19 protein-coding genes are annotated in these 25,372 nt (G+C 72.6%); 11 read left to right on the forward strand and 8 right to left on the reverse strand.

Annotated elements, in window-relative coordinates; genetic code table 11:
* Positions 1-6: 6 nt before the first annotated feature.
* The 5 genes from OG470_RS03610 (at position 7) to OG470_RS03630 (ending at position 5,504) form a co-directional block, all read left to right on the forward strand.
* Positions 7-972, forward strand: coding sequence for a carbohydrate ABC transporter permease (locus OG470_RS03610; protein WP_328420725.1), 966 nt, complete (start codon positions 7-9; stop codon positions 970-972).
* A gap of 10 nt (positions 973-982) precedes the next feature.
* Entirely contained in the window at positions 983-1,840 is an 858-nt protein-coding gene (locus tag OG470_RS03615) for a carbohydrate ABC transporter permease (RefSeq protein ID WP_328420727.1), read from the forward strand.
* Positions 1,837-2,859 carry a glycoside hydrolase family 43 protein gene (locus OG470_RS03620; protein WP_328420729.1) on the forward strand — a complete coding sequence of 341 codons (1,023 nt, stop codon included), beginning with the start codon at positions 1,837-1,839 and terminating at the stop codon, positions 2,857-2,859. Before OG470_RS03615 ends, OG470_RS03620 begins: the two co-directional genes overlap by 4 nt.
* A gap of 256 nt (positions 2,860-3,115) precedes the next feature.
* Complete coding sequence (locus OG470_RS03625) at positions 3,116-4,777, forward strand: glycoside hydrolase family 10 protein (protein WP_328420731.1); 1,662 nt, start codon at positions 3,116-3,118, stop codon at positions 4,775-4,777.
* A 187-nt stretch (positions 4,778-4,964) separates the two neighbouring features.
* On the forward strand, positions 4,965-5,504 hold the full coding sequence (locus OG470_RS03630) for a phospholipase (protein WP_328420733.1): 540 nt from the start codon (positions 4,965-4,967) through the stop codon (positions 5,502-5,504).
* A 66-nt stretch (positions 5,505-5,570) separates the two neighbouring features.
* On the opposite strand, the gene OG470_RS03635 is transcribed toward OG470_RS03630, so the two are convergent.
* Both OG470_RS03635 and OG470_RS03640 read right to left on the reverse strand, forming a co-directional pair.
* Complete coding sequence (locus tag OG470_RS03635; protein WP_328420734.1) at positions 5,571-8,411, reverse strand: ATP-binding protein; 2,841 nt, start codon at positions 8,409-8,411, stop codon at positions 5,571-5,573.
* A gap of 152 nt (positions 8,412-8,563) precedes the next feature.
* Positions 8,564-8,785 (reverse strand): FmdB family zinc ribbon protein, encoded by a 222-nt coding sequence (locus tag OG470_RS03640; RefSeq protein ID WP_328420736.1) that lies wholly within the window; start codon positions 8,783-8,785, stop codon positions 8,564-8,566.
* Between the two features lie 37 nt (positions 8,786-8,822).
* Here OG470_RS03640 and OG470_RS03645 point away from each other — a divergent pair, with 37 nt between their 5' ends.
* The 4 genes from OG470_RS03645 (at position 8,823) to OG470_RS03660 (ending at position 16,610) form a co-directional block, all read left to right on the forward strand.
* Positions 8,823-10,304: a lytic transglycosylase domain-containing protein gene (locus tag OG470_RS03645; protein ID WP_328420737.1), complete on the forward strand. Its 1,482-nt coding sequence runs from the start codon at positions 8,823-8,825 to the stop codon at positions 10,302-10,304.
* 72 nt (positions 10,305-10,376) lie between these two features.
* The gene (locus tag OG470_RS03650) at positions 10,377-11,393 is read left to right on the forward strand and encodes a GNAT family N-acetyltransferase (RefSeq protein WP_328426117.1); all 1,017 of its coding nucleotides are present in this window, start codon (positions 10,377-10,379) and stop codon (positions 11,391-11,393) included.
* A 91-nt stretch (positions 11,394-11,484) separates the two neighbouring features.
* A complete protein-coding gene (locus OG470_RS03655) occupies positions 11,485-14,763 on the forward strand; it encodes a lamin tail domain-containing protein (RefSeq protein ID WP_328420739.1) in 3,279 nt (1,092 codons plus the stop codon).
* Between the two features lie 308 nt (positions 14,764-15,071).
* Complete coding sequence (locus OG470_RS03660) at positions 15,072-16,610, forward strand: DHA2 family efflux MFS transporter permease subunit (protein ID WP_328420741.1); 1,539 nt, start codon at positions 15,072-15,074, stop codon at positions 16,608-16,610.
* On the opposite strand, the gene hemB is transcribed toward OG470_RS03660, so the two are convergent.
* From hemB to OG470_RS03685, 5 genes are read right to left on the reverse strand one after another with little or no spacing between them, the layout of a single operon-like run.
* The gene (gene hemB, locus OG470_RS03665; protein WP_328420743.1) at positions 16,561-17,544 is read right to left on the reverse strand and encodes a porphobilinogen synthase; all 984 of its coding nucleotides are present in this window, start codon (positions 17,542-17,544) and stop codon (positions 16,561-16,563) included. The two genes, OG470_RS03660 and hemB, sit on opposite strands and share 50 nt — an antisense overlap.
* A 20-nt stretch (positions 17,545-17,564) precedes the next feature.
* The gene (locus tag OG470_RS03670; RefSeq protein WP_328420745.1) at positions 17,565-19,145 is read right to left on the reverse strand and encodes a uroporphyrinogen-III synthase; all 1,581 of its coding nucleotides are present in this window, start codon (positions 19,143-19,145) and stop codon (positions 17,565-17,567) included.
* Entirely contained in the window at positions 19,142-20,110 is a 969-nt protein-coding gene (gene hemC, locus OG470_RS03675) for a hydroxymethylbilane synthase (RefSeq protein WP_328420747.1), read from the reverse strand. Before hemC ends, OG470_RS03670 begins: the two co-directional genes overlap by 4 nt.
* Positions 20,107-21,504 carry a glutamyl-tRNA reductase gene (locus OG470_RS03680; RefSeq protein ID WP_328420749.1) on the reverse strand — a complete coding sequence of 466 codons (1,398 nt, stop codon included), beginning with the start codon at positions 21,502-21,504 and terminating at the stop codon, positions 20,107-20,109. Before OG470_RS03680 ends, hemC begins: the two co-directional genes overlap by 4 nt.
* Complete coding sequence (locus OG470_RS03685; protein ID WP_328420751.1) at positions 21,501-22,271, reverse strand: redox-sensing transcriptional repressor Rex; 771 nt, start codon at positions 22,269-22,271, stop codon at positions 21,501-21,503. Before OG470_RS03685 ends, OG470_RS03680 begins: the two co-directional genes overlap by 4 nt.
* Positions 22,272-22,719: 448 nt before the next feature.
* On the opposite strand from OG470_RS03685, the gene OG470_RS03690 reads away from it, so the two are divergent.
* The gene (locus tag OG470_RS03690; RefSeq protein WP_328420753.1) at positions 22,720-24,018 is read left to right on the forward strand and encodes a sensor histidine kinase; all 1,299 of its coding nucleotides are present in this window, start codon (positions 22,720-22,722) and stop codon (positions 24,016-24,018) included.
* A 49-nt stretch (positions 24,019-24,067) separates the two neighbouring features.
* Positions 24,068-24,721 carry a response regulator transcription factor gene (locus OG470_RS03695; RefSeq protein ID WP_328420755.1) on the forward strand — a complete coding sequence of 218 codons (654 nt, stop codon included), beginning with the start codon at positions 24,068-24,070 and terminating at the stop codon, positions 24,719-24,721.
* On the opposite strand, the gene OG470_RS03700 is transcribed toward OG470_RS03695, so the two are convergent.
* Complete coding sequence (locus OG470_RS03700; protein ID WP_328420757.1) at positions 24,702-25,364, reverse strand: HAD family hydrolase; 663 nt, start codon at positions 25,362-25,364, stop codon at positions 24,702-24,704. The two genes, OG470_RS03695 and OG470_RS03700, sit on opposite strands and share 20 nt — an antisense overlap.
* Positions 25,365-25,372 lie beyond the last annotated feature (8 nt).

A 25,372-nucleotide genomic window follows, 5' to 3' on the forward strand; every position in this document is an offset into this window, starting at 1 on the left:
TAACCCGTGGCGGACGTGATCGAGGTCGGGGCGGCGCGCGATGACGCGCCGCCCTCGGCGGCCAAGACTCCCCGCCGGGGCGCCTCGGCGGGCCGGACCGGACGGGCGACGCCGTATCTGTTCCTCGCCCCCTACCTGATCCTGTTCGGGGTGTTCGGCCTGCTGCCGATCATCCTGGGCCTGTGGCTCAGCGTGCACCAGTGGGACTTCCAGCTGCCCAATCGACCGTTCGTCGGGTTGGACAACTACAAGGAGCTCTTCTCCAGCGACTCCGCCGTCTACGGCGACTGGTGGGAGAGCGTCCGGGCCACCGCGATCTTCACGGTGCTGTCGGTGCCGCTGCTCGTGGTCGTACCGCTCGGGCTGGCGCTGCTGCTGAACCGCTCCTTCCCGGGCCGGACCTTCTTCCGGGCGATCTACTTCGCGCCGTACGTGCTGGGTGTGGCCGTGATCGGCCTGCTCTGGCGGTTCCTGCTCGACGCCAACCTGGGCCTGGTCAACCGGCTCCTCGGCGTGGTCGGGCTGCCGGCGGACACCCCCTGGGTGACCAACATGCCGTGGGCATGGATCTCACTCGTCGGCGTGACCGTCTGGTGGACCTCCGGGTTCAACGCGGTGATCTACCTGGCCGGCCTGCAGGACATCTCGCCGGAGCTGTACGAGGCGGCCCGGATGGATGGCGCCAACGCCTGGCAGCGGTTCCGCAACGTCACCCTGCCCGGGCTGCGCCCGGTGCTGCTGTTCGTGATCACCACGACCGTGCTCGCCTCGGCGAACATGTTCGGCCAGTCGTTCCTGATCACCCAGGGAGCACCCGGCACGGAGACGCGCACCGTGGTCTGGTTCATCGTCGAGGAGGGCCTGCGGGACAACGACGCCGGCCGGGCAGCCGCGATGAGCATCGTGTTCGCCCTGATGCTGGCCGTCGTGAGCATCGCCAACTTCCGCCTCTTCCGCTACAAGGAAGACTGAGGGGACCGCCATGACGACGCCCACGCCGACCACCCGCGGTTCGGCCACCGCGCTGCGCCGGGTCGTGCTCTACGCCACCCTGGTAGCGCTGGCCCTGATCTTCCTGATGCCGCTGGTGTGGATGGTCATCACCTCGCTGAAGACGTACACCGCCGCCCAGCAGATCCCGCCGAGCTGGCTGCCGAACCCGCTCGCCGGTTACGGCTACGAGCAGATCCTCAACAACTCGGCGAACCCGGTGCTGCGGTGGTTCCTCAACAGCATGCTGGCCGCCACGCTGCACTCGCTGCTGGTGCTGGTGACCGCCTCGATGGCCGCGTACGCGCTGGCCCGGCTGCGGTTCCGAGGGCGCGGGGTGAGCTTCGCGCTGATCGTCGGGACGCTGTTCATCCCGCCGACCTCGCTGATCATCCCGAACTTCCTGATCGTCGACCAGCTCGACTGGATCGACACCCTCGCCGTGGTGGTGGTGCCCGGCGCGGCCAGCGCGTTCGGCGTCTTCTTCCTGCGGCAGTTCTTCCTCTCGCTCCCGAACGAGCTGGAGGAGGCCGCCACGCTGGACGGCGCCAACCAGTGGCAGATCTTCTTCCGGGTGGTACTGCCGCTGTCCAAGCCGGCGCTGGCCACCCTGGCCGTGCTGTCGTTCCTCACCAACTGGAACGATTTCCTCTGGCCGATCTTCGTGCTGTTCAGCCCGGAGAAGCTCACTCTGCCCCCGGGCCTGGGCCTGCTCCAGGGCTCGTACGTCACCGACTACCCGGTGATCATGGCGGGGGCGGTGCTGGCGAGCCTGCCGGTGCTGATCCTCTTCGTGCTGGCCCAGCGGCACATCATCCAGGGTGTCTCCCGCAGCGGTCTGAAGGGATGACCCGGGCAACCACCCGGCGACGCGGCGCGGCGGCGATCATCGCCGCCGCGTTGCTCGTCGCGGGCTGCGCCGACGGCAGCGAACCCACCCCCACGAGCAGCGGGAGCGACCCCAGCATGTTCACCAACCCGGTCGTACGCACCGACGCCCCGGATCCGCACGCGATCCAGGTGGGCGACACCTGGTACCTGTTCCACACCAACTCGGGGGGCCGCAACGTCCCGGTGCTCACCTCCCCCGACCTGGTCGCCTGGACCGAGGCCGGGGACGCCCTGCCGGCGCTGCCGGACTGGGCCGACGCCGGCAGGACCTGGGCCCCGGAGGCGATCCAGCTGGCACCGGAGAAGTTCCTGCTCTACTACACCGTCGCGGGCCGGGAGTCCGGGCGGCAGTGCGTCGGGCGGGCGGTGGCCAGCGCGCCGCAGGGGCCGTACCGGGACGACTCGACCGGCCCGCTGATCTGCCAGGCCGAACTGGGCGGGGCGATCGACGCCAGCCCGTTCCGGGACACCGACGGCAGCCTCTGGCTGCTGTGGAAGAACGACGGCAACGCGATCGGGGTGGACACCTGGCTCTGGTCCCAGCGCCTCGCCGAGGACGGCCTGACCCTTCTCGGTGAGCCGACGAAGCTGCTCAAGCAGACCGAGCCGTGGGAGGGCACCCTGATCGAGGGGCCGTTCTTCCACCGCCAGGACGGTCGGCTGCATCTCTTCTTCGCCGCCAACGCCTACGACCGGGCCGAGTACGCCGAGGGCTACGCGGTCTGCGAGAGCCCGAGCGGTCCGTGCGTGAAGGCCGCCGAGAACCCGATTCTGAAGACCAACGAGGTTGCCTCCGGCCCCGGCCACGCCTCGATGGTGGTCAAGGACGGCCGGACCTGGCTGCTGTACCACGCCTGGCCGCCCGGCCAGGAGGGCAGCACCGACCCGGGCCGCCAGGTCTGGCTCGACGAGGTGACCTGGGCCGACGGCAAGCCGGTCGTCAAGGGCCCGACGGGCGAACCCCAGCCCCGCCCCTGACGTGGAAGGAAGGGCCCCTTGCGATCGCAAGGGGCCCTTCCGCACATCCCGGATCAGCTGTCGACGACCGGTTTTGCCACCCAGCGGCGAGAACTGTCAACCGCCTGAGCTGGCCTCCATCGAATCGACCGGGTGCGAACTCTTGCGGTAACGACCCGAGTGTGAAAATTTCCTTCCAGCGGCAGATAGCCTGCGGCGAATCTTGCCGGAAGTGCCGCGCTGAACACCCGGGAGCCCCAACGAAGGGACACACCGCATGAAGGCAACTCGGCTCGGAGCCGCCGGGCTGGTCGCAGCCCTGCTCGGCACGCTCGTCGCCGCCACCCCCGCCAGCGCCGCGCCCGGCGCCGACACCGCCACCACCTCAGCCACCTGCACCACCGACCCGGCCACCCCCAAGCGGCAGTTCCGGGCCATGTGGATTTCTTCGGTGGTCAACATCGACTGGCCCAGCAAGGCGTCCCAGACCGACCCGGACCGGATCGCCGCCCAGCAGGCCGAGTACCGCGGCCTGCTCGATCTCGCCGAACGACTCAACCACAACGCCGTCGTGGTGCAGGTCCGGCCGACCGCGGACGCGCTCTGGCCCTCGCCGCACGAGCCCTGGTCGGAGTTCCTGACCGGCGTACGCGGCCAGGACCCGGGCTGGGACCCGCTGGCCTTCCTGGTCGACGAGGCGCACAAGCGCAACCTGGAGTTCCACGCCTGGTTCAACCCGTACCGGGTCTCCATGCCGGCCCCCGGTGGCGCCGGCGCCGACATCAACCAGCTCGCCCCCGACCACCCGGCCCGGCAGCACCCGGACTGGACCTTCGCCTATCCACCGGCCGGGGTGGCCGGCAGCCGCCTCTACTACAACCCCGGCATTCCGGAGGTCCGCGAGTTCGTACAGACCGCGATGATGGACGCGGTCAAGCGGTACGACATCGACGGCGTGCACTTCGACGACTACTTCTACCCGTACCCGAGCGGCACCCACCAGGTGCCGGACGACGCCACGTTCGCGGCGTACAACCGGGGCTTCACGGACCGGGCCGACTGGCGGCGGGACAACATCAACCTGCTGGTCCAGGAGATGAACGGCAAGATCAAGGCGGCGAAGCCGTGGGTGAAGTTCGGGGTCAGCCCGTTCGGCATCTGGCGCAACAAGGCCGCCGACCCGCTCGGCTCGGACACCACCGGCAGTCAGTCGTACGACATCATCTCCGCCGACACCCGTAAGTGGGTCAAGGAGGAGTGGATCGACTACGTGGTGCCGCAGCTCTACTGGTACATCGGCCAGTACCCGGCGGCCGACTACGCCCGGCTGGTCCCGTGGTGGGCCGAGACGGTGCGTGGCACCCGCGTGCAGCTCTACATCGGCCAGGCCGACTACAAGAGCGGCGACCCGGCGTTCGGGCCGTTCTGGCAGAACCCGAGCGAGCTGTCCGACCACCTGACGCTCAACCGGGCGTACCCGGAGGTGCAGGGCAACGTGCACTTCTCCGCCGTCCAGGTGCGGGCCAACCGGCTCGGCGCCACGGACATCTACGCCGCCGAGCACTACTCCCGCCCGGCGCTGGTGCCAGCCATGTCGCACCTGCCGGCCAAGCCCCTGCTCTTCCCGGTGGTCACCAAGGCCACCCGGGAGGCCGACGGGGTTCGGCTGACCTGGCACCAACCGGCCGACGGCGTCGGACCGTTCGGCACCGCCACCTCGTACGCGATCTACCGGTTCGACGGCACCACGCTGCCCGGTCGGTGCGGCACCGCGGACGCCGCGCACCTGGTCGACACGGTCCGGGCGAAGCCTGGTGGAAAGCAGTCCTGGGTGGACACCTCGGCGGAGGCCGGCCAGCGGTACACCTACCAGGTGACCGCGCTGGACCGGTCGGCCAACGAGAGCCCGGTCAGCCCGCCGGCCTTCGTTCTGCGCTGACCCGTACGACCCTTGCCGGATGCCCCGGGTGCCACCGCGCACCCGGGGCATTCGTCTGTTTCAACGTATGTCACCAATAGGTGGCGCGACATATACCGACAAGTTGATCAGTTAATCGAGACTGATCGCCATCCGGTAACCCGCCGGTAACTTCCGTCCCACCCGCTCACCCCCGCGGAGGTAACCCGTGCCCCGACGTCTCGCCACCCTGATCGCCTCGGGCGCGCTCGCGCTGCTCGCCACCCTCGCCGTCGCCTCCCCCGCCGCCGCCGTCACCCCCCAACAGCGGCTCTCCGTGCTCTCCAGCTGGACCCAGACCAGCGCCTCCAGCTACAACTCCTGGAACAACGCCCGGACCAACCGGGCACCCTGGGCCGAGTACGCCTTCGACTGGTCCACCGACTACTGCTCGTCGAGCCCGGACAACCCCCTCGGGTTCACCTTCAACCTCGGCTGCTACCGGCACGACTTCGGCTACCGCAACTACAAGGCCGTCGGCCAGTTCTCGGCCAACAAGTCCCGTCTGGACAGCGCCTTCTACCAGGACCTGAAGCGCGTCTGCGCCACCTACAACGCGATCGTCCGGCCGGCCTGCAACAGCCTGGCCTGGACCTACTACCAGGCGGTCAGCATTTTCGGTTCGGTGGCGGCCGTGCAGCAGGCCGACATCGACCGGGCCGCCCGGATGAAGGCCGACGCCGAGCGCCGCGCAGGCGTACGCGCCTGACACCGGCACCCGACGGAGGGTCGCGTCGCTGGGGACCTCCCGGCGGCGCGGCCCACGCCCAACCGCTCAGGCCCGCTCGGTCCGGGTGGCCGGGTGCCGGTCCGGGTCGGCGAGACGACGCGGTGCAGGTTGGGACAGCCCGGTGCTGAACCGGGTCGAATCCGCCGCCAGGTCCGGGTGTTCCACGTCCAGCGCCAGCGCCGCCGCCTCGTCCAACCCCAGCTCGGCGCCTTCGCCGTACGCGTCGTCGAAGGCCGCGTCGCCCAGCACCTCACGCAGCTTCGCCTGCTCGTCGGCCCAGTAGCCGCCGTAGATGCCCGGCGTGGCTCGCATGCTGGCCCGGGTGGCCTGCGCCGCCCCGAACAACCGGGCCGCAGTCAGCCCGTCCCCGCCATCCGCGCAGCGCACCGCGATCGCGTTCAGCGTGTCGCACGCCCGGCCGTGGTAGCCGTGACCCATCCGGGATCGCAGCGCCACCAGCAGGTGCTCGTGCGCGGCGATCACGTCGCCCCGCGCCAGCGCCACCACGCCGAGCAGCATGTCCACCGACCGCCGACCCCGCTCCACCGGCCGGGCCGCCTCCACCGGACGAACCGCCCCCAACAGGTCCGCCGCCTCCTCCAGCGCGCCCCGCCGCCAGAGCAGCTCGGCCAGGCTGAACACCGCGAACAGCGCCTCGCCGACCACGTCCTGCCCGTGCGCCCAGTCGATGACCTCCCGGCACACCCGCTCGGCCTCAACGAACTGGCCCATGTCGACCAGCGGCGCGGCCCGCCCGGCGAGCACCCGGGCCAGCAGCCCGGCGTCACCAGCCTGCCGCGCGGCCGCCTCCGCCCGCTGGGAGTAACGCAGCTCCTCGGCGAACTCGCCGTCCGCGCCGGCGTGCAGCGAGTGCATGTGGTACGCCGCCGCCAGCTCCGCCTCCGGGATCCGCTCGCCGGTCTCGGCGATCCGCCCGTACAACCGGAACAGCCAGAGCCGACACTCCCGGGCCAGCCCACGCTCGCGCCACCACTGGTCCAGGCCGCCGGCCAGACCGAGGCCCGCGCGGGCGCTGCCGCCGGTGGCGCACCAGCGCAACGCGGCCCGCAGCTCCCCGGCCAGTGGGTCGAGCGCGTACAGCGACAGCGTCACCGGCCCGCCGTCCGGGCCCAGGCGAGCCCGCTCGAGCGCGTGCGCCGACCAGGCCACATGGCGGTTGCGGGCGGCGTGCTCCTCGCCCGCCTCGACCAGCCGCCGCGCGGCGTACGCCCGGATGGGGTCGAGCATTCGGTACGTGCTGCCGGCGGCACGAGGCTCGGCCAGCACCATCGACTTGTCCACCAGCACCGAGAGCGGATCCAGCGGGTCATCCCCCAGCAGCCACTCCACTGTCGCCAGGTCCACCGGCCCGGCGAAAACCGCCAGCCAGCGCAGCAGCCGGGCGGCCCGGGGCCCCAACGTCCGGTACGACCAGGTGACGGTGGCCTGCATGGTCAGGTGCCGCTCGGTGGCCGAGCGTTGCACCGCCCTGCTCGCCGGGCTGGGCGGCGGCACCCCGACCGCCGCGGCCACCAGGTCCACCGTGTCCTGCTGGTTGCCCGACCAGCCGCGCTCCACCGGCGGTGGCTCCGGGTCCTCCCGGCCGGCGTCCAGCGTGCCGAGCATGTCGTCCAGCCGCTCGGCGAGCTGGCCGACGGAGAGCACCCGCAGCCGCGCGGCGGCAAGCTCGATGGCGAGCGGCAGCCCGTCCAGCCGCTGCACCACCCGGCGCAGATCAGCCGACTCAGCGGGGTCCGGCTGCCGGCCACCGCGCGCCGCCGTCGTACGGTCCAGCAACAGCGCCACAGCGTCGCTCTCCGCGCCGTCCGGGCTCGGTTCGACCGAGAGCGGCGGGATCCGCCACACCACCTCGCCAGGCAGGCTGAACGACTCCCGGCTGGTGGCCAGCACCCGCACGCCGTGCCCACCGGAGAGCAACCGCGAGATGACCTCCGCGCAGGCCGCCGGCTGGGTGTCGCAGGTGTCCAGCACGACCAGCATCCGGCGGGCGGCGGCGTACTCGACCAGGGTGTCCAGCATCGGTCGGCCCGGCTCGGGTCGCAGCCCCAGCACCGCGGCCATGGCGAACGCCACCAACCCCGGGTCGGTCACCGCGGCGATGTCGACGAACCAGACCCCGTCCGGGTACGCCTCGACCACCCCACTGGCCAGCTCCACCGCGAGCCGGGTCTTGCCCGCACCGCCGGCGCCCAGCACGGTGACCAACCGGTACTCCTCCACCAGCCGGCTCAGCTCCGCCCGCTCGGCCTGTCGGCCAACGAACGAGGTCACCTGGGTCGGCAGGTTGTGTGCCACGGCGTCGGCGGTACGGGGCCGCGGGAACTGCCGCTCCAGACCGGGCGCGACCAGTTGGAACAGCCGTTCCCGGTCGTCGAAGCCGCGCAACCGGTGCAGGCCCAGGTCGAGCAGGGTGGCACCGGGTGGCAGCGGATCGGCCCGGCGGACGGTGGACGCCGAACAGAGCACCTGCCCGCCGTGCGCGGCGGCGGCCACCCGGGCCGCCCGGTGCACCTCGGGGCTGGCGTACTCCCCGTCGCGTGGCTCGGCGTAGCCGGTGTGCAGTCCCATCCGCACCCGGGGCGCGGACTCCTCAGTGGGCCAGTCGTGGCTCGCCAGAGCCCGCTGAGCGGTCAGACAGGCAGTCAACGCCGCCGCCGCGTCATCGAAGGCCAGGAAGAACGAGTCGCCCTCGGTCAACAGCTCCGCGCCACCGGTGCTGGCCAGCGTCCGGCGCAGCAGACGTCGGTGTTCAGCGAGCACCGGGCGGTAATCCGGGCCGAGCAGCTGGGCCAGCCGGGTCGAGCCCTCGATGTCGGTGAACACGAAGGTCACCCAACCGCTCGGGAGCTGGATCCGTGGCGACATGCGTGGAACCTCCGCCCGTGACGTCGGGTTCATGCTGCCTGAATCCGACCGGTCACGCATCGTGAGAACGGCCGGGCAGGTGCCGCCTCAAGGTGCCACTCGGACCCGCTCCCGGCAAGGGTGGCCCACCAGGCGGCCGTGAATCGACCGGATCAGCAGCCGCAGGCGCCGCCGCAACAGCCGCCCCCGGCGGGAGCCGCGGTGCCGCCGCCCGGGCCGCCCGCGCCCCGGCCGGTCACCGCGACCGCGGAAAGCAACTTGACCGTGTCGGCGTGTCCCTGCGGGCAGGCGGCCGGCGCACCGGCCGCCGCCATTGGACGGTTGACCTCGAAGGTGTCGCCGCAGGCGCGGCAGCGGAACTCGTACCTGGGCATGGAACCCAGGGTACGTGGGCCTGACTCCCGGCGGGGCATGGGTGATACTCGACGGGTGGTGGACGGCGAGGACCAGACGCGTGTACGACCGCTACGGCCGGCAGCGCCGCTCGACGGCCCGCTCGAAGGGTCGGGAGCCGCGCCGGATCCGGTGCCACGAGCCGTGCCCCGCCCCCGTCGCCCCTGGCTGAGTGGCCGGGCCGCAGACACCCCCACGCCGCCAGCGGCCACCGCCGCCGAGGTCCCGAAGACGGAAACCCCCGCCGCCGAGGCCCCGCAGACCGAACCGCCCGCCGCCGAGACACCCAAGACCGAACCTCCTGCCGCCGAGGCCCCGAAGACCGAGCCTCCTGCCACCGACACAACAGCGCTGACCCCGGCCACCGAATCGACCGCGGTTTCCCCGGCCGGGCCGAGTGCCGAGACGCCGGCCGATCCGAAGGCCGCGACGTCGACCGGCGCCGCCGCGGCGGACCCGACGGCGACCACCGTGGACACCACCGCCAGCACCACTGCCACCGCCACGGCCACGGCCACTGCGAGCGCCAGCGCGCCGACGTCCGGCACCGGCCGGCGGCGACGGATGCCGTTCGCGCACGCGGTCCGCATGCCGCCGCGCCAGGCGGCGGCGACCGCAGCCCGGGCGACCCGCGCCTGGGCGCGCCGACCCAGCGGCCGGCTCACCCTGCCCGGGGTCTTCCTGCTCGCCCTGGTGGCCGCGACCGCCGCAGCCGGCGCACTGCTCGTCCCGGCCACCATCCGCGCCCCCCGGCCGGTTGCGGTCGACGCCTCCGCGAACGTTCCGCCGGCCATGCCGTCCGGCGGGGTACCCCTGCCCACCGACCCGCTCCCCACCGGCGCGTTCCCGACCGGCCCGCTGCCGACCGGGCCGCTCCCGACCGGTGGGCTGCCGACCGGTCCGGCCATCGGGCCGGTGACCGGTGGGCGGCCCTCGGACGCCCTGGCCGGCTGGGCGCAGCAGGTCGGCGCCAAGGTGGGCGTCCCACCAGCGGCGATGCAGGCGTACGGCTATGCCGAGCTGGTGCTCGCCCAGACCAACCGCAGCTGCGCGCTGAGCTGGACCACGCTGGCCGCGATCGGGCAGGTCGAGTCCGGGCACGGCTCGGCCAACGGCGCGAGGCTGGGGCAGGACGGCAAGGCGCTGCCGCAGATCATCGGTCTGCGGCTGGACGGGCAGGACGGCCGGATGCGGATCATCGACACCGACCGCGGGCTGCTCGACAAGGACGCCACCTTCGACCGGGCGATCGGGCCGATGCAGTTCATCCCGACCACCTGGCAGGAGATCGGCGCGGACGCGGACAACGACGGGGTCAAGGACCCGCACGACCTGGACGACGCCGCCCTGGCGGCGGGAAACTACCTGTGCAAGGGCGGCCGCAACCTGAGCATCCCGGGCGACTGGTGGAACGCCATCCTGTCGTACAACGACGTGCGCCGGTACGCCCAGGACGTCTACGACACCGCAAATCGGTACGGACGGGCCAGCCGCACGTGAAGTGATCGTTCACATACATTGTAGAACTGGACACTTCCCCCGGGCAGCGGTTAGCGGCAAGCTAGACGGGTGATGGTGCGCGAGTGGGACCCCAGGACCGCGTCGTCCGCCGAGATCGGGTCGCTGGTGGACACGCTGAACGCAGTCCTGGCGGTCGATCTACCACAGGACCCGCCGTGGCGGGAGAGTTCCCTGCGGGAATACCTCGCCGAGGTGATGCCCGGCGAACGGCGGATCTCCTGGGTCGCCCAGGGCGAGTCGACCGTCCCCGGTGAGCCGGGCGCGATCCTCGGGCAGGTCCACGTGCTGCTCCTCGGTGACATCGGCGTGCTCGAGGTGCTGGTGCACCCGTCCGTGCGGCGCGCCGGGCTCGGCCGTGACCTGGTGCTGCGTGCCGCCCGCCGGGTCTACCAGGAGGGCTTCCGGTCGATCGGGGTCGAGGTGGTCGGCGACACGCCGGCGGTGGCCTTCTACGAGGCACTCGGCTTCACCCGTGAGTACGTGGAGACGCGCAGCGTGCTCGACCTGGCCACGGTCGACTGGGCCGAGCTGGCCGAGATGGCCACCGGCATCGGAGCGGGCTACCACCTGGAGTTCTTCCCCGGCGGGCCGCCGGACGACCTGATCGAGGCGTACGCGCGGGCCAAGGCCGAGGTGCGCGACGTCGACGACGGTGAGCTGCGGCCCAGCTCCTACGACCCGCAGCGGCTGCGGGACAGCCTGGCCACCCTGCACCGGCGTGGCATGAAGCCGTACATCGTGCTGGCCCGGCACGAGCAGAGCGGTGAGGTGGCCGGCCTGACCGAGGTGGTGGTGCCGGCACAGCACCCGACCCGCGCCGACCAGTACGACACGATCGTGGCGCAGGACCACCGCGGCTACGGCATCGACCGGGCGATCAAGGCCCGGATGCTGCTGGAGCTGCGCTCCGCCGAGGCGGAGCTGGCCGAGGTGCAGACCTGGAACGCACAGGCCAACGAGGCGATGCTCAAGGTCAACGCGGAGTTGGGCTACCGGCCCGACCGGGACTGGTGCGAATACAGCGTCGACATCGCTGAGCTGGTGCACCGCCTCGATCCGCCACGCTGAAGGAATTCACGAAACTGTCCAATGGGGGATGGACGGTGGACAGCCGCGCACCTTAACGTGCGTTGACTCGTCCACCCATCGTGGAGGCCCTATGCGCCCGCGCCGCACAATCGCCGCGCTCGCGACCGCCACCGCCGCCGTGACCATCACGGCAGTCGGCGTCGCACCCACCGCGGCAAGCGCCGCGCCCACCGACCTGTTCATCTCGGAGTACGTCGAAGGTTCGTCGAACAACAAGGCGATCGAGTTGTTCAACGGCACCGACGCCGCCGTCGACCTCACCGCCGGCGGCTACCAGCTCCAGCTCTTCTTCAACGGCTCCAGCACGGCCACCACCATCGCGCTCACCGGGACGGTGGCCGCCGGCGACGCGTTCGTGTTCGCCAGCGCCTCGGCCGGCCCCGCGATCATCGCCCAGGCCGACCAGACCACCGGGGCGAGCCTGTTCAACGGCGACGACGCGCTCGTGCTGCGCCGGGGCACCACTGTGCTCGACTCGATCGGCCAGGTGGGCGTGGACCCGGGCACCGAGTGGGGCGCGGGGGCCACCAGCACCGCGGACAACACGCTGCGTCGGCTGCCCACGGTGACCGCCGGCGACACGGACCCGTCGGACGCGTTCGACCCCGCGGCGCAGTGGGCCGGCTTCCCGGTCGACACCTTCGACGGGCTCGGCACGCACACCGTGGACGGTGGTGGGCCGGTCGACACGCCGGCCACGCTGACCTGCGGCGGGCCGCTGGTCACCGCTGCGGGCACGGCGGCGACCCGCGAGGTGACCGCCACCGACCCCGACGACACGATCGTCGACCTGGCGGTGACCCAGGTCAGCCCGACCCCGGCCACCGGCTCGATCGCCCGCACCGCGCTCACCCCGGCCGACGGGCTGGGCGGCACCGCCCGCGCCACGATCGGTGCGAGCGCCGACCTCGCCGCCGGGGCGTACACCGTCACCGTCACCGCGACCGACGCGGGCGGCGGCTCCGCCAGCTGCGCCCTGGTCGTGCAGGTGACCCGGGAGCTGACCGTCGGCGAGGTGCAGGGCACCACCACCGACGCCGAGTCCGGCGCGACCGACCGGTCGCCGCTCGCACCGGCGAGCGGCAACGGCACCAGCAGCACGCTGTACGACGTACGCGGCGTGATCACTCAGTTGACCCTGGCCCGCACCTCGGCCGGGGCGGAGCAGCACGGGTTCTTCCTGCAGAGCCGCACCGGCGACACCGACGGCGACCCGACCAGCTCCGACGGCATCTTCGTGTTCATGGGAACGTTCACCTCGCTGATCGGCGGTTACGTCCCGACGGTCGGCGACGAGGTGGTGCTCCGCGCCCGAGTGTCGGAGTACTTCAACCTCACCCAGCTCTCCGGCGCCTCGCTGGTCCGCCGGATCGCCTCCGGCCTGGACGTGGGCACCGCAGTCGCGGTGGCCGACGCGGCGCCGCCGGTCGAACTGACCGACGCGCAGCGCTACTGGGAGCGACAGGAGGGCACCCGGCTGCGGGTGCGGGCGGGCAGCGGCGCGGTGAGCGGCCGGGACGTCTTCGCCTCCACCGCCGACGCGGAGCTGTGGGTGGTCGACCGGGACGACCCGCTGCTGGACCGCGCCGACCCGTACGCCCGGCGGGTGTTCCGGGACTCCCACCCTCTGGACAACGACCCGACCCGCCGCTTCGACGACGGCAACGGCCAGCGGGTGCTGCTCGGCAGCATGGGCGTGAAGGCCACCGCCGGGGACAGCACCGCGCTGCTCCCGCCGGCACACACCTTCGACACGCTGCGCGCGGACGCGGTGGGCGGGGTCTACTACTCGTTCGAGAAGTACGGCGTCCAGGTCGAGCGGGCGGAGTTCGACGCCGGGGCCGACCCGTCGAAGAACAACCCGCCCAAGCCGGCCGACCGGTCGCAGGAGGTGGCGGTCGCCACCTACAACGTGGAGAACCTGTACGACTACCGGGACGACCCGTTCGACGGCTGCGACTTCGCCGGTAACGCCGGCTGCCCGGGCGTCGACCCGCCGTTCGACTACGTGCCGAGCAGCGAGGCGGACTACCGCGAGCACCTCACGGCGCTCGCCGACCAGATCGTCAAAGACCTGCACGCGCCGGACCTGATCCTGGTGCAGGAGGCCGAGGACCAGGACATCTGCACGGTGTCCGGGGCGGCGCTGGCCTGTGGCGACACGAACAACGCCGACGGCGCGCCGGACAGCATCCAGGAGCTGGCGGTCGCGGTGGCGGCTGCCGGCGGGCCGTCGTACACCGCCGCCTATGACCGGACCGGCGCGGACGCCCGCGGTATCACCGCCGCGTTCCTGTACCGCACCGACCGGTTGTCGCTGGCGGCCGCGACGGCGGGCGACCCGCTGCTGGGCTCCGCGCCGACCGTCCAGTACCGCGCCCCGGGGCTGCCGGCCAACGCCGACGTGCAGAACCCGAAGGCACTCAACGCGGTGCTGCCGTCCGACGTGGACACGTCCACCGGCCGGGACGGCAACAACGTCTTCACCCGTGCTCCCCAGCTGGGCAAGTTCAGCGTGGCCGCGACGCCCGGTTCGTCCGAGCGGTACACCCTGTACGCGCTCAGCAACCACTACTCGTCCGGCCCGGACAGCCGGATCGGGCAGCGTCGGGAGCAGGCGGCGTACGGCGCGGCGATCGTCACCGCGATCGAGGCGGCCGACCAGAACGCTCGGGTGGTCTACGGCGGGGACCTGAACGTCTTCCCCCGCCCGGACGACCCGATCGCCACCGGCAGCCAGCCCACCCCGTCGGACCAGCTCGCCCCGCTCTACGAGGCGGGCCTGCACAACCTGTGGGACAACCTGGTCGCGGACGTGCCGGCCTCCGCCTACTCGTACAGCTTCGAGGGGCAGGCGCAGACGCTCGACCACCTGTTCGTCAACGACGCGCTCTACGGCGACCTGGTGCAGGTGCGGGCGGCGCACATCAACGCCGACTGGCCTGCGGAGTTCACCGGCGACGGGTCGCGCGGTTCCAGCGACCACGACCCGCAGGTGGCCCGGTTCCGGTCCCGGGCGTCGCTGACCGTCGCCGACGCGACGGTGGTCGAGGGCAACCAGGGCACTCGGCAGCTCGCCTTCACCGCCACCGTGTCCCGGCCGCTGTCCCAGCCGGTGCTGCTCTGCGCCGCCACCGTTGGTCTCGCGGCGCAGGCCGGCTCGGACTTCGACCCGTACGTCGGCTGCCGGACCCTGGCCGCCGGGCAGACCTCGCTGACCTTCCCGGTGACCGTGCGCGGTGACCGGAAGCGGGAGTCGGACGAGAAGCTGACGCTGCTGGTGGCGGGCGTGCCCGGGTTGCGACTGAGCGACCCGCTGGCGGTCGGCAGCATCATCAACGACGACTGATCCTGGATCAGGCCGACGACGGCCCGCCGCCCCGGGTACCTGCCCGGGGCGGCGGGCCGTTTCCGTACCGCTCGCGGATGTAACGTGGCGCCCCCGCCGAGCCAATGAAGGAGTCGCTCTACACGAGTACCGCCGTCACCCGGATGGCCGTCGTCGATCGGTTGGGGCAGTTGCCCTGAGCCGTAGGCACTTTCCCGCCACCGTTGACTTCATCATTGGTTCAAGTCCTAGCGTCTGCGGCATGACAACGCTGAACGAGCTGTCCTGGTGGGCCGAGGCCCGCCGGGCCCGGCCGTGAGGCCGCCGACGTGGACGCTTCCGCTCGCCGGCTCGGCTGGTACCTGACCCTGGGCGGTCTGCTCGCGGTGATCGACACCACCGTCACGGTGGTGGCTCTGCCGAGGCTGGTCGACGACCTGGACACGAACCTGACCACGATCGGGTGGGTCACCAGCGGCTACGCGCTCGCCCTGGTCGCGGTGATGCCCACCGCGGCCTGGGCGATCGGGCGCTTCGGTGCCCGCCGCACCTACCTGACCGCGCTACTGCTGTTCACCCTGGGCTCGGTGCTGGCCGGGGCCGCCTGGGACGTCGGGTCGCTGATCGCGTTCCGGGTCCTCCAGGGGCTGGGCGGTGGACTGCTCAACCCGGTCGGGATGGCGGTTGCGCTGGCTGCGGTGCCTCCGCACCGGCGCGGCCGGATGATGAGCCTGCTCGGTCTGCCCGTCCTGGTCGGGCCACTGATCGGGCCGGTGCTCGGTGGGCTGCTGCTCGACCACGCATCCTGGCGGTGGATCTTCTGGATCAACCTGCCGGTGGGGCTGCTGGCGGTGCTGCTCGGCCGGTCGGTGCTGCCGGCCGCCGACCCGCGACGACCACGGGTCCGGCTGAACGTCGTCGGGCTGCTGCTGCTCTGCCCCGGCCTGGCGTTGGCCGTGTTCGGGCTCAGCGTCACCGGCGACAGGGGCGGAGTCGTCACCGCGTCCGTGCTGCTGCCGCTCACGCTCGGTGCCGCCCTGGTGGCCGCCTTCGCCTGGCGGGCAGGCAGGGTACGGCAGCCACTGCTGCGCCTGGCCGTGCTGCGCGCGCCCGGGATGGCCGGTGGCGCCGCGACGGTGGCGTTCTTCGCCGCCGGATACTTCGGCTCGTTCCTGATCATCCCGGCGTACGTGCAGGTGGTACGCGGGGACTCCGCCACCCTGGCCGGTGTGATCGGCATCCCGCAGGCGCTGACCACCGGGTTGATGCTTCAGGTGGCCACCCGGCTGGTCGACCGGGTCTCCGCCCGGCGGGTGGTCGGGCTCGGCATCGCGACCGCGCTGGCGGGCACGATCGCCCGCGTGCTGGTGCTCGATGCGGACACGTCGTACCCGCTGCTCGCCGCGCTGGGCGCGGTCATCGGCCTGGGTATGGGCGCGACGCTGATGCCGACGATGACCGCGGCCAGCCGTTCGCTGCCGCCCGACGACCTGCCGTCCGGCTCCACGCTGCTCACCACGGTGTCGCACACCTCGGTCGCCGTCGGCACAGCGCTGATCGCCGCAGCCCTGTCCTGGATGGCCGATCGATTCGCGTCGGGCCTGGGCGGCGGAGGCATAGCGGCCGCCACCCGGCTCGACCCGCTCACCCGTGCCGGTTTCGCACCGGAGCTGGCGCAGGCCACTCGGCTCGCGCTGGCGGTGTCCGCCGTGCTGTTGGCGCTCGCCTGGCTGACCAGCCGGCGACTTCCGGCCGCCCCTCCCAGCGCGGAGGCAGGCGCCGCCCCGGCGGAACCCGAGGTGGCGGTGAACGAACCGGTCAGTACCGCTGGCGGAGCAGACCGGCGGCCTCGACCGCCCAGTAGGTGAGGATGATCTGCGCGCCGGCCCGCCGGATCGAGGTGAGCGTCTCCAGCATCACCCGCTCCCGGTCGATCCAGCCGTTCGCGGCGGCCGCCTCGACCATCGCGTACTCGCCGGACACCTGGTAGGCGGCGACCGGGACGTCCACCGCGGCCCGCACCGCCGACACCACGTCGAGGTACGGCAGCGCCGGCTTGACCATCACCATGTCGGCGCCCTCGGCGACGTCCAACGCCACCTCACGCAGCGACTCGCGCAGGTTGGCCGGGTCCTGCTGGTAGGTACGCCGGTCGCCCTCCAGCGCCGACTCCACCGCGTCCCGGAACGGGCCGTAGAAGGCCGAGGCGTACTTCACGGCGTAGGCCAGCACGGCCACGTCCTGGTGCCCGGCCGCGTCGAGCGCTCGGCGGACCACGCCGACCTGGCCGTCCATCATCCCGGAGGGCCCGACCACGTGGACCCCGGCGGCGGCCTGGGCCACCGCCATCTCGGCGTACGCCTCCAGCGTGGCGTCGTTGTCCACGTCGCCGCTCGGGGTGAGCAGACCACAGTGCCCGTGCGAGGTGAACTCGTCCAGGCACAGGTCGCTCATCACCACCGTGGCGTCGCCAACCTCGGCCACGACGTCACGGATGGCGACGTTCAGGATGCCGTCCGGGTCGATACCGCCGGACCCGGACGGGTCCCGCTGGGCCGGCACCCCGAAGAGCATGATCCCGCCGACGCCGGCCTGGACCGCCTCGACCGCCGCCTTGCGCAGCGAGTCCCGGGAGTGCTGGAGCACCCCCGGGAGCGACGCGATGGCCCGCGGCTCGGTCAGCCCCTCCTTGACGAACATCGGCACGACCAGCTGGGCCGGGTCGACCTGCGTCTCGGACACCAGCCGCCGCACCGCCGGGGTGCGGCGCAGCCGGCGGGGCCGGATCTCGGGGTACGGCATGGGAGGTCCTCCTCGGACGACTACCGGAAGCGCAACGCGGTCGGCCCCTGCACCTTCGAGCCGCGACGCTGCTTGGCCGGCATGGCGGCGAGCTTCTCGCGCAGCTCGACGGCGTAGGCGGCGAGCGCCTCCACCAGGTCGGGCACCGAGGCGTGCGGCGGCTGGACGTCGACCCGCAGGCCGAACTCCGTCGCGGTCTCCGCCGTCTTGGGCCCAATTACGGCTACAACGGTACGCGCGTGCGGCTTCCCGGCGATACCGACCAGGTTCCGCACGGTGGAGGACGAGGTGAAGAGCACCGCGTCGAACCCGCCCGACTTGATCGCGTCCCGGATCTCGGCGGGCGGCGGCGCAGCCCGCACCGTCCGGTACGCGGTCACGTCGTCGACCTCCCAGCCGCGCTCGGTGAGCCCGGCGGCGAGCGTCTCGGTGGCGATGTCGGCGCGCGGCAGCAGCACCCGGCCCACCGGGTCGAGGATCTCGTCGTGCGGCGAGAACTCGGCCAGCAGCCCTTCGGAGGACTGCTCCCCGGCGGGGATCAGCTCCGGCTGGATGCCGAACGCGCGGACCGCGTCCGCCGTCGCCTCACCGATGCAGGCGATCTTGACGCCGCCGAAGTGCCGGGCGTCCAGCCCGTGCTCGGCGAACTTCTCCCAGACCGCGCGGACCGCGTTCACCGAGGTGAAGATCACCCAGGCGTACCGGCCGTCGACCAGGCCCTTGACCGCCCGCTCCATCTGCGCCGGGGTGCGCGGCGGCTCGACCGCGATGGTCGGCACCTCGCACGGGATCGCCCCGTACGCGCGCAGCCGGGCACTCATCACGCCGGCCTGCTCCTTGGTCCGCGGGACCAGCACCTTCCAGCCGTACAGCGGGCGGTTCTCCCACCAGCTCAGCTTGTCGCGCTGCCCCACCCCGGCGCCGACGGTGAGCACCACCCGGCCGGTGAAGCCGAGCGCGGCGGCCACGAAGCTGTCCACGGTCGACGTGGTCGTGTACTGGGTCTCGCCGGTGCCGTCGCCGGTCACCCCGACGCCGGTGGTGCCGTCGACCCCGGCGGACAGCAGCCCGTCCCGGACGGCGGCGAGGTCACCGGCGTCCACCGCGAGCGCGAGCGAACCCCGGCCGACGGCCGCGGCCAGCGCCTCGAAGTCCAGCACGCTGACGTCCTCGACGTCGGCGGCGGTACGCACGCCCGGCAGCGGGACACCCGCGTAGGTGGCGACGCCCTCGGCCTGGCCGACGCCGGGCACCACCTCGAAGTGGGCGGCGGTACGGGCCACCGCCTGCACCTCCTTGACCACCGAGTCGTGGCCGAAGGGGTCGCCGGCGACCAGGTGCACCGCGTTCAACCCGGACCGGGCCGCGGAGATCAGCACCTTCGCGACATCCCCTGGCACGCCTTCGGCCGGGGTGAACTCGGCGTCGTCCCTGGCCTCGGCGCGGACGACGGCGAGCAACGACTCCGGGACTCCCCGGTCGTAGATCACCTGATCGGCGTCGACCAGGGCGTCGTGCGCCCGACGGGTCAGCAGGCCCGGGTCGCCGGGGCCAGCCCCGACGAACGCGATACGGCCGACGGGCTTACGGGTGCGGGTCATTCTGTGCTCCCAAATTGCTGGGTCCCCGGGCCGGTGCGTCCTTCGTGGCCGAGGATCGAGTCGGCGCCGAGTTCGAGGAGTTCGGCGGCGAGTGCCTTACCGATCTCCGCCGCGTCGGCGGGCGTTCCGGTGCGGGACAGCCGGAGGTCACGAGTGCCGTCCGGGCTGATCACCGCCCCGCGCAGGTAGATCTCATCGCCGGCGTCGCCTTCGGCGAGTTCGGCATAGGCGGCGACGGGTGCGCTGCACCCGGCCTCCAGGGTGGCCAGCAACGCGCGCTCCGCGGTGACCGCGGCGTGCGACGGTGCGTGGTCGAGCACCGCAAGCAGCTCGACCAGGTCCTGGTCGTCGACCCGGCACTCCACGGCCAGCGCGCCCTGAGCGGGCGCGGGCAGCATCAGCATCGGGTCCAGCGTCTCGGTGATCACGTCGGCCCGGCCGAGCCGGGCGAGCCCGGCCCGGGCCAGTACGACGGCGTCCAGGTCGGCCTCCGGGCCGAGCGCCCGCGACAGGCGGGTGTCCACGTTGCCGCGGATCGGGGTGACCTCCAGCTGCAGGCCGAGCGCGTGCAGCTGGGCGATGCGGCGCAGCGCTCCGGTGCCCACGGTGGCACCGGGCGGCAGCTCGGTGAGCGTCCGGCCGTCCCGGGCGACCAGCGCGTCGCGCGGGTCCTGCCGGGTCGGCACCGCCGCGATGTGCAGCCCGCCAGCGGCCGCGGTGGGCAGATCCTTGTAGGAGTGCACCGCGAAGTCGATGGTCCGGGCGGCCAGCGCGTCGCGCAGCGCGGAGACGAACACCCCGACGCCGAGCCGGTGCACCGGCGCGTTGGAGCGGTCGCCAGCGGTGACCACCTCAACCAGTTCGACCTGGCGGCCGGTGGCGGCGGTCAGCGCCTCGGCGACCTGGCCGGACTGGGCCATCGCCAGAGCGCTGCCGCGGGTGCCGAGGCGCAGGGGGGCGGTCATCGCGCACCTCCGGTGGGTGGAGTCGGGTCGGTGACGTCCGCACCGAGCATCGGGTCGATGCCGGTGAACGCCGCGCCGAGGTCGGGGGCCACCACGTCGGGGACGGTGTCCACCGGCGAGGTCTGTGGCACCTGGAGGTCGAACAGCTCGCGCAGCAGCGCCGCGTACTGGTCGCCGCCGGGCTCCGCGGCCAACTGGCGGACCTTGACGGTGGGCTGGTGCAGCAGCCGCTGCACCACCCGGTGCACCGTCCGGGCCACCTCGGCCCGCAGGTCGTCGCCGAGGTCGGGGCGGCGCTGGGCCAGCCGGCGCAGCTCGGCGGTGACCACGTCGTCGGCCCGACCGCGCAGCGCGGCCACGGTGGGTGCCACGTCGGCGCCGCGCAGCCAGGTGAGGAAGCTCTCCACCTCGCCGAGCACGATCCGCTCGACGGCGGCGGCGTCCGCCGCGGCCGGACCGTCGGCGAGCAGCGCCGCCATCCGGTCGATGTCGATCACTTCGACGCCGGACAGCTCGGTGACGCCCTCCTCGACGTCGCGCGGGACGGCCAGGTCGAGCAGGACCAGCGGCCCTCGGGACGGGTCCCGCTCGGCGAGCGCCGCACCGACCACCGCTCGGGTGAGAACCGGTTCGGTGGACGCGGTGGCGGCCACTACGATGTCCACTGTGGAGAGGGTGTCGGCCAGCTCGGTCATCGGCGCGGCGTTCGCCCCGTACGACTCCGCCAGCCGGACGGCCCGGTCGGCGCCCCGGTTGGTGACGGTGAGTGGCCCGGCGCCCAGCCGGGACAGCGTGGCCACCCCGAGCGAGCCCATCGCGCCGGCCCCGACCACCAGGGCCGGGCGGGCGACGAGGTCGCCCTGGAGGTGCCCGGCGGCCAGCTCCAGCGCGGCGGTGACGACGCTCTGGCCGGCCCGGTCGATGCCGGTCTCGGAGTGGGCCCGCTTGCCGACCCGCAGCGCCTGCTGCATCAGCTCGTGCAGCAGGCGGCCGGCCGAGTCGGCTCCGGTGGCCCAGTGGTACGCGTCGCGCAGCTGGCCGAGGATCTGCGCCTCGCCGACCACCATCGAGTCCAGCCCGCTGGCGACTCGGAAGACGTGGTCCACGGCGGCGGCGTCGTAGTGCACGTAGAGGTGACTCGCGAGCGCCGTCGGCGTGCAGTCGGCCTGCTCGGCCAGGACGGCGCAGATGTCGCCGAGCCCGCCGTGGAAACCGGACACGGCGGCGTAGACCTCTACCCGGTTGCAGGTGGAGACGAGCACGGCCTCGGTGACGTACGGCTGGGCGACCAGGCGGTCCAGGGTGCGGGTGAGGTCGGCGGGGGGCACAGCCAGCTGCTCCAGCGTGGCGACCGGGGCGGTCCGGTAGGACGCGCCGACGACGAGCAGTTTCACGTGCCGATCGCCTCCTGGGTGTCGGTGGCCGCGAGCCCGCCGGGCAGGGCGGTCAGGCCGGACCCGCCGGTGGCGGGCAGCGCCGTGAGCGACGCCTTGCGGTGCTCGTGGAAGGACAGAATCTGCAGCTCGATGGCGAGGTCGACCTTGCGCACGTCGACCCCCTCCGGAACCGAGAGTACGCACGGTGCGAAGTTGAGGATGCTCGTCACGCCGACCGCGACCAGCTGATCGGCGACCCGCTGGGCCGCGGCGGCCGGGGTGGCGATCACGCCGATCGCGATGGATTCGGCCTCGGCGACCGCCGGAAGCTCGTCGACATGCCGTACAACCAGGCCGTTGATCTCTTCACCCACCCGGGAGGGGTCGGCGTCGAGCAGCGCGGCGATCCGGAAGCCCCGGCCCGCGAAGCCGTCGTAGCCGGCCAGAGCGTGACCGAGATTACCCACGCCGACCAGGGCGACCGCCCGGCGTTGGGTGAGCCCGAGCACGTACTCGATCTGCTCGATCAGCAGCGCGACGTCGTAGCCGACGCCCCGGGTGCCGTACGAGCCGAGGTGTGAGAGGTCCTTGCGGAGCTTGGCGGAGTTGACCCCGGCGGCGGCGGAGAGGCCCTCGCTGGAGACCGTCTCGTGCCCGGCGTCGGCGAGGTTGTGCAGCGCGCGCAGGTACTCCGGGAGCCGAGCGACGGTGGCCTCGGGTAGGTCCGGGAGCACCGGTACGGCACCGGCGCGGCCGGACGCGCCTGGGTGACGATGCTGACTCATGAGACTCCGTGCGGTGCGTTCCTCGGCCAACTCCGCTGGTCGGCCGCTTATGGACTCCCGCTGGCGACCGAGATTGCCGGCTGTGCTAGCAGGGCGCGTCGGAACTAGAGAGTAGGCGCTTGGGAAGACGTGCACAAATCGCGATCTTGTCGCTCCGTGACGCGACTCCACCAGCACCTCCTTTCGGCAAGATCGATCCAGCGGCCCCGCACCCCCACCGCCCGAGGCGATTATTGCTCAATCCCGACTTCTCTGACCAATCCCGCGCCGCCGCACCCACCCCCGCGATCTTGCCGTTTCCGCCCCGCATCAGGCCCATACCGCGCGAATCGGCGACCACAGGTGCAAGATCGACGCGTCGAAGGGGGTCGGGGTAGGGGCAGCACTACGAGGGAGAGGCGGGGTTTCGGGATGGGTTGGCCGATCGCGGGTGCCTAGCCTTTGGGGCATGACCGCCGTTGCCGCCACCAGCGACCAACCGACGCTGGCACCGAGCATCCCCCGCCAGCTCTTCGTCGACTCCGGGTACGTACTGCTCGGCCTGCCCCTGGCCCTGGCCAGCTTCGTCGTCCTCGTCGTGGGCCTTGCGGTCGGCGTTGGGCTGGTGGTCACAGTGATCGGTCTGCCGATCCTCAGCGGCACCCTGTACGCCGCCCGCGGGCTGGCCGACATCGAGCGGCTGCGGCTGCCCGCCGTGCTCCGGCAGCCCCGGATCCGGCCGCACTACCGGCTGGCGGAGGCGGGGGCGAACGCCTGGCGGCGGATCTTCGTGCCGATGCGGGACGCCCAGTCCTGGCTCGATCTGGCGCACGGCATCCTGCGGCTGATCGTGGCGGTGATCACCTTCGTGGTGGCGCTGGTCTGGTGGGCCGCCGCGGCCGCCGGTTCGCTCTACTGGGCGTACGACTGGGCGCTGCCGCGCAGCGACGGCGACAGCGACCCTGCCCAACTGCTCGGCCTCGGCGACTCGACCACCGCCCGGATCGGGCTGACCACCGCGGTCGGGGTGTTCTTCCTGATCACTCTGCCGATCGTGGTCCGGGGCTGCGCGCTGCTCCAGGCCACCTTCGCCCGGGCCATGCTGACCGGGGTGGCCGAGATGCGGGACCGGATCACCGTGCTGGAGGAGCAGAAGCGGGCCGCCGTCTCCGCCGAGGCGTCCGCGCTGCGCCGGCTGGAGCGCGACATCCACGACGGCCCCCAGCAGCGTCTGGTCCGGCTGGCGATGGACCTCAGCCGGGCCCGGCTGCAACTCGCCTCCGACCCGGAGGCGGCCGGCCGGACCATCGACGAGGCGGTCACCCAGACCCGGGACACGCTGGCCGAGCTGCGGGCACTGTCCCGGGGCATCGCCCCGCCGATCCTGGTCGACCGGGGCCTGCCCAGCGCCCTGGCCGCGCTCGCCGGCCGAGGGCTGATCCCGATCGACCTCCAGGTGGACCCGCAACTCGGCACGCCGGGTGGGCGACTCGACCCGGCGGTGGAGAACACCGCGTACTTCATGGTGGCCGAGGCGCTGACCAACATCGCCAAGCACAGTCGGGCCACCGAAGCCCTGGTCGCCGTGTCCCGGCAGGGCACCCGACTCCTGGTGCAGGTGGGCGACGACGGGCAGGGTGGCGCGCACCTGGCCAAGGGGCACGGGCTGGTCGGCATCGCCGACCGGGTCCGGGCGGCCGGCGGCGAGTTGGCCGTGGTCAGCCCCACCGGCGGGCCCACCGAGCTCCGCGCGGAGCTGCCGCTGTGAGCCCGCTCCGAGCCCGCACGACAGGCCGGACATGGTAGACAACACAGCCATGCGCATTGTGATCGCCGACGACGCCGTCCTGCTCCGCGAGGGGCTGGTGCGGCTGCTGACCGAGAGCGGGCACCAGGTGGTGGCAGCCGTCGGTGATGGCGACGCGCTGGTCGCGGCGGTGGTGGAGCACCAGCCGGACGTGTCGATCGTCGACGTCCGGATGCCCCCGTCGCACACCGACGAGGGGCTGCGGGCGGCCGTGGAGGCGCGTCGGCTGGTGCCGCGTACCCCGATCCTGGTGTTGTCCCAGTACGTCGAGGTCTCGTACGCCGACGACCTGCTGGCCACCACGGGCGGTGCCGGCGGCGGGATCGGCTACCTGCTCAAGGACCGGGTGGCCGCGATCGACGAGTTCCTGGACGCGCTGCGCCGGGTGGCGGCCGGCGGCACCGTGCTCGACCCGGAGGTGGTCGGGCAGCTGTTCGCCCGACGGCGTCGGGACGACCCGCTGCGCGAGCTGACCCCGCGCGAGCGCGAGGTGCTCGCCCTGATGGCCGAGGGGCGCTCGAACACCGCCATCGCCCGCGCCCTGGTGGTGAGCGACGGCGCGGTGGAGAAGCACGTGCGCAACATCTTCACCAAGCTCACGCTTCCGCCGGACACCGAGCAGCACCGGCGGGTGCTGGCCGTCCTCACCTACCTGCGGAACTGACCTCCCGGGCCAGGGTCACGGCGTCGGTGAGGGTGTCGGCCACCGGGTGACCGGAGGCCTGCAGCCGCGCCCGGTCGGTGAACCCGCCGGTGTAGAGCACCGCTCGGCCACCCACCGCGAGCGCCGCGTCCGCGTCGTCGATGGAGTCGCCGATCAGCACCACCGAGGTGCCGTCCACGCCCAGCTCGGCCAGGTGCTGCTGGAGCGACTCGGCCTTGCGGCCTCCACCGACCGTGGCCCGCAACCCGTCCACCCGGGTGAAGTGGCTGGTCAGCCCGTAGGTGTGCACGGTCGGGACCAGCTCCTCGTGGAACCACATGGAGAGCAGACTCTGGCTGCCCGTCCAGGAGGCCATCGCGGTCCGCGCGTCGGCAGCCAGCTCGCAGGTGGTCAACCCACTGCGGTACGCGTCGTGGAAGATCCGGTCCAGCCGGCCGAACTCGTCGTCGTCCACGGCCTGGCCGAGCACCTCGGCGTAGTACTCGGCGATCGGCCGGCGAAACCGCACCCGGTGTTCCTCGGAGGTGACCGCCGGCCCGCCCACACTGGCGAAGACCGCATTGGTGGCGGCCACCACCAGGCTGAGGTCGTTGAGCAGAGTGCCGTTCCAGTCCCACACCAGGTGGGGGTGCGCAGGGGTCATCAGAGCAC

The organism is Micromonospora sp. NBC_00389 (genome assembly GCF_036059255.1).
In the GTDB taxonomy this organism is placed as follows: Bacteria; Actinomycetota; Actinomycetes; order Mycobacteriales; family Micromonosporaceae; genus Micromonospora.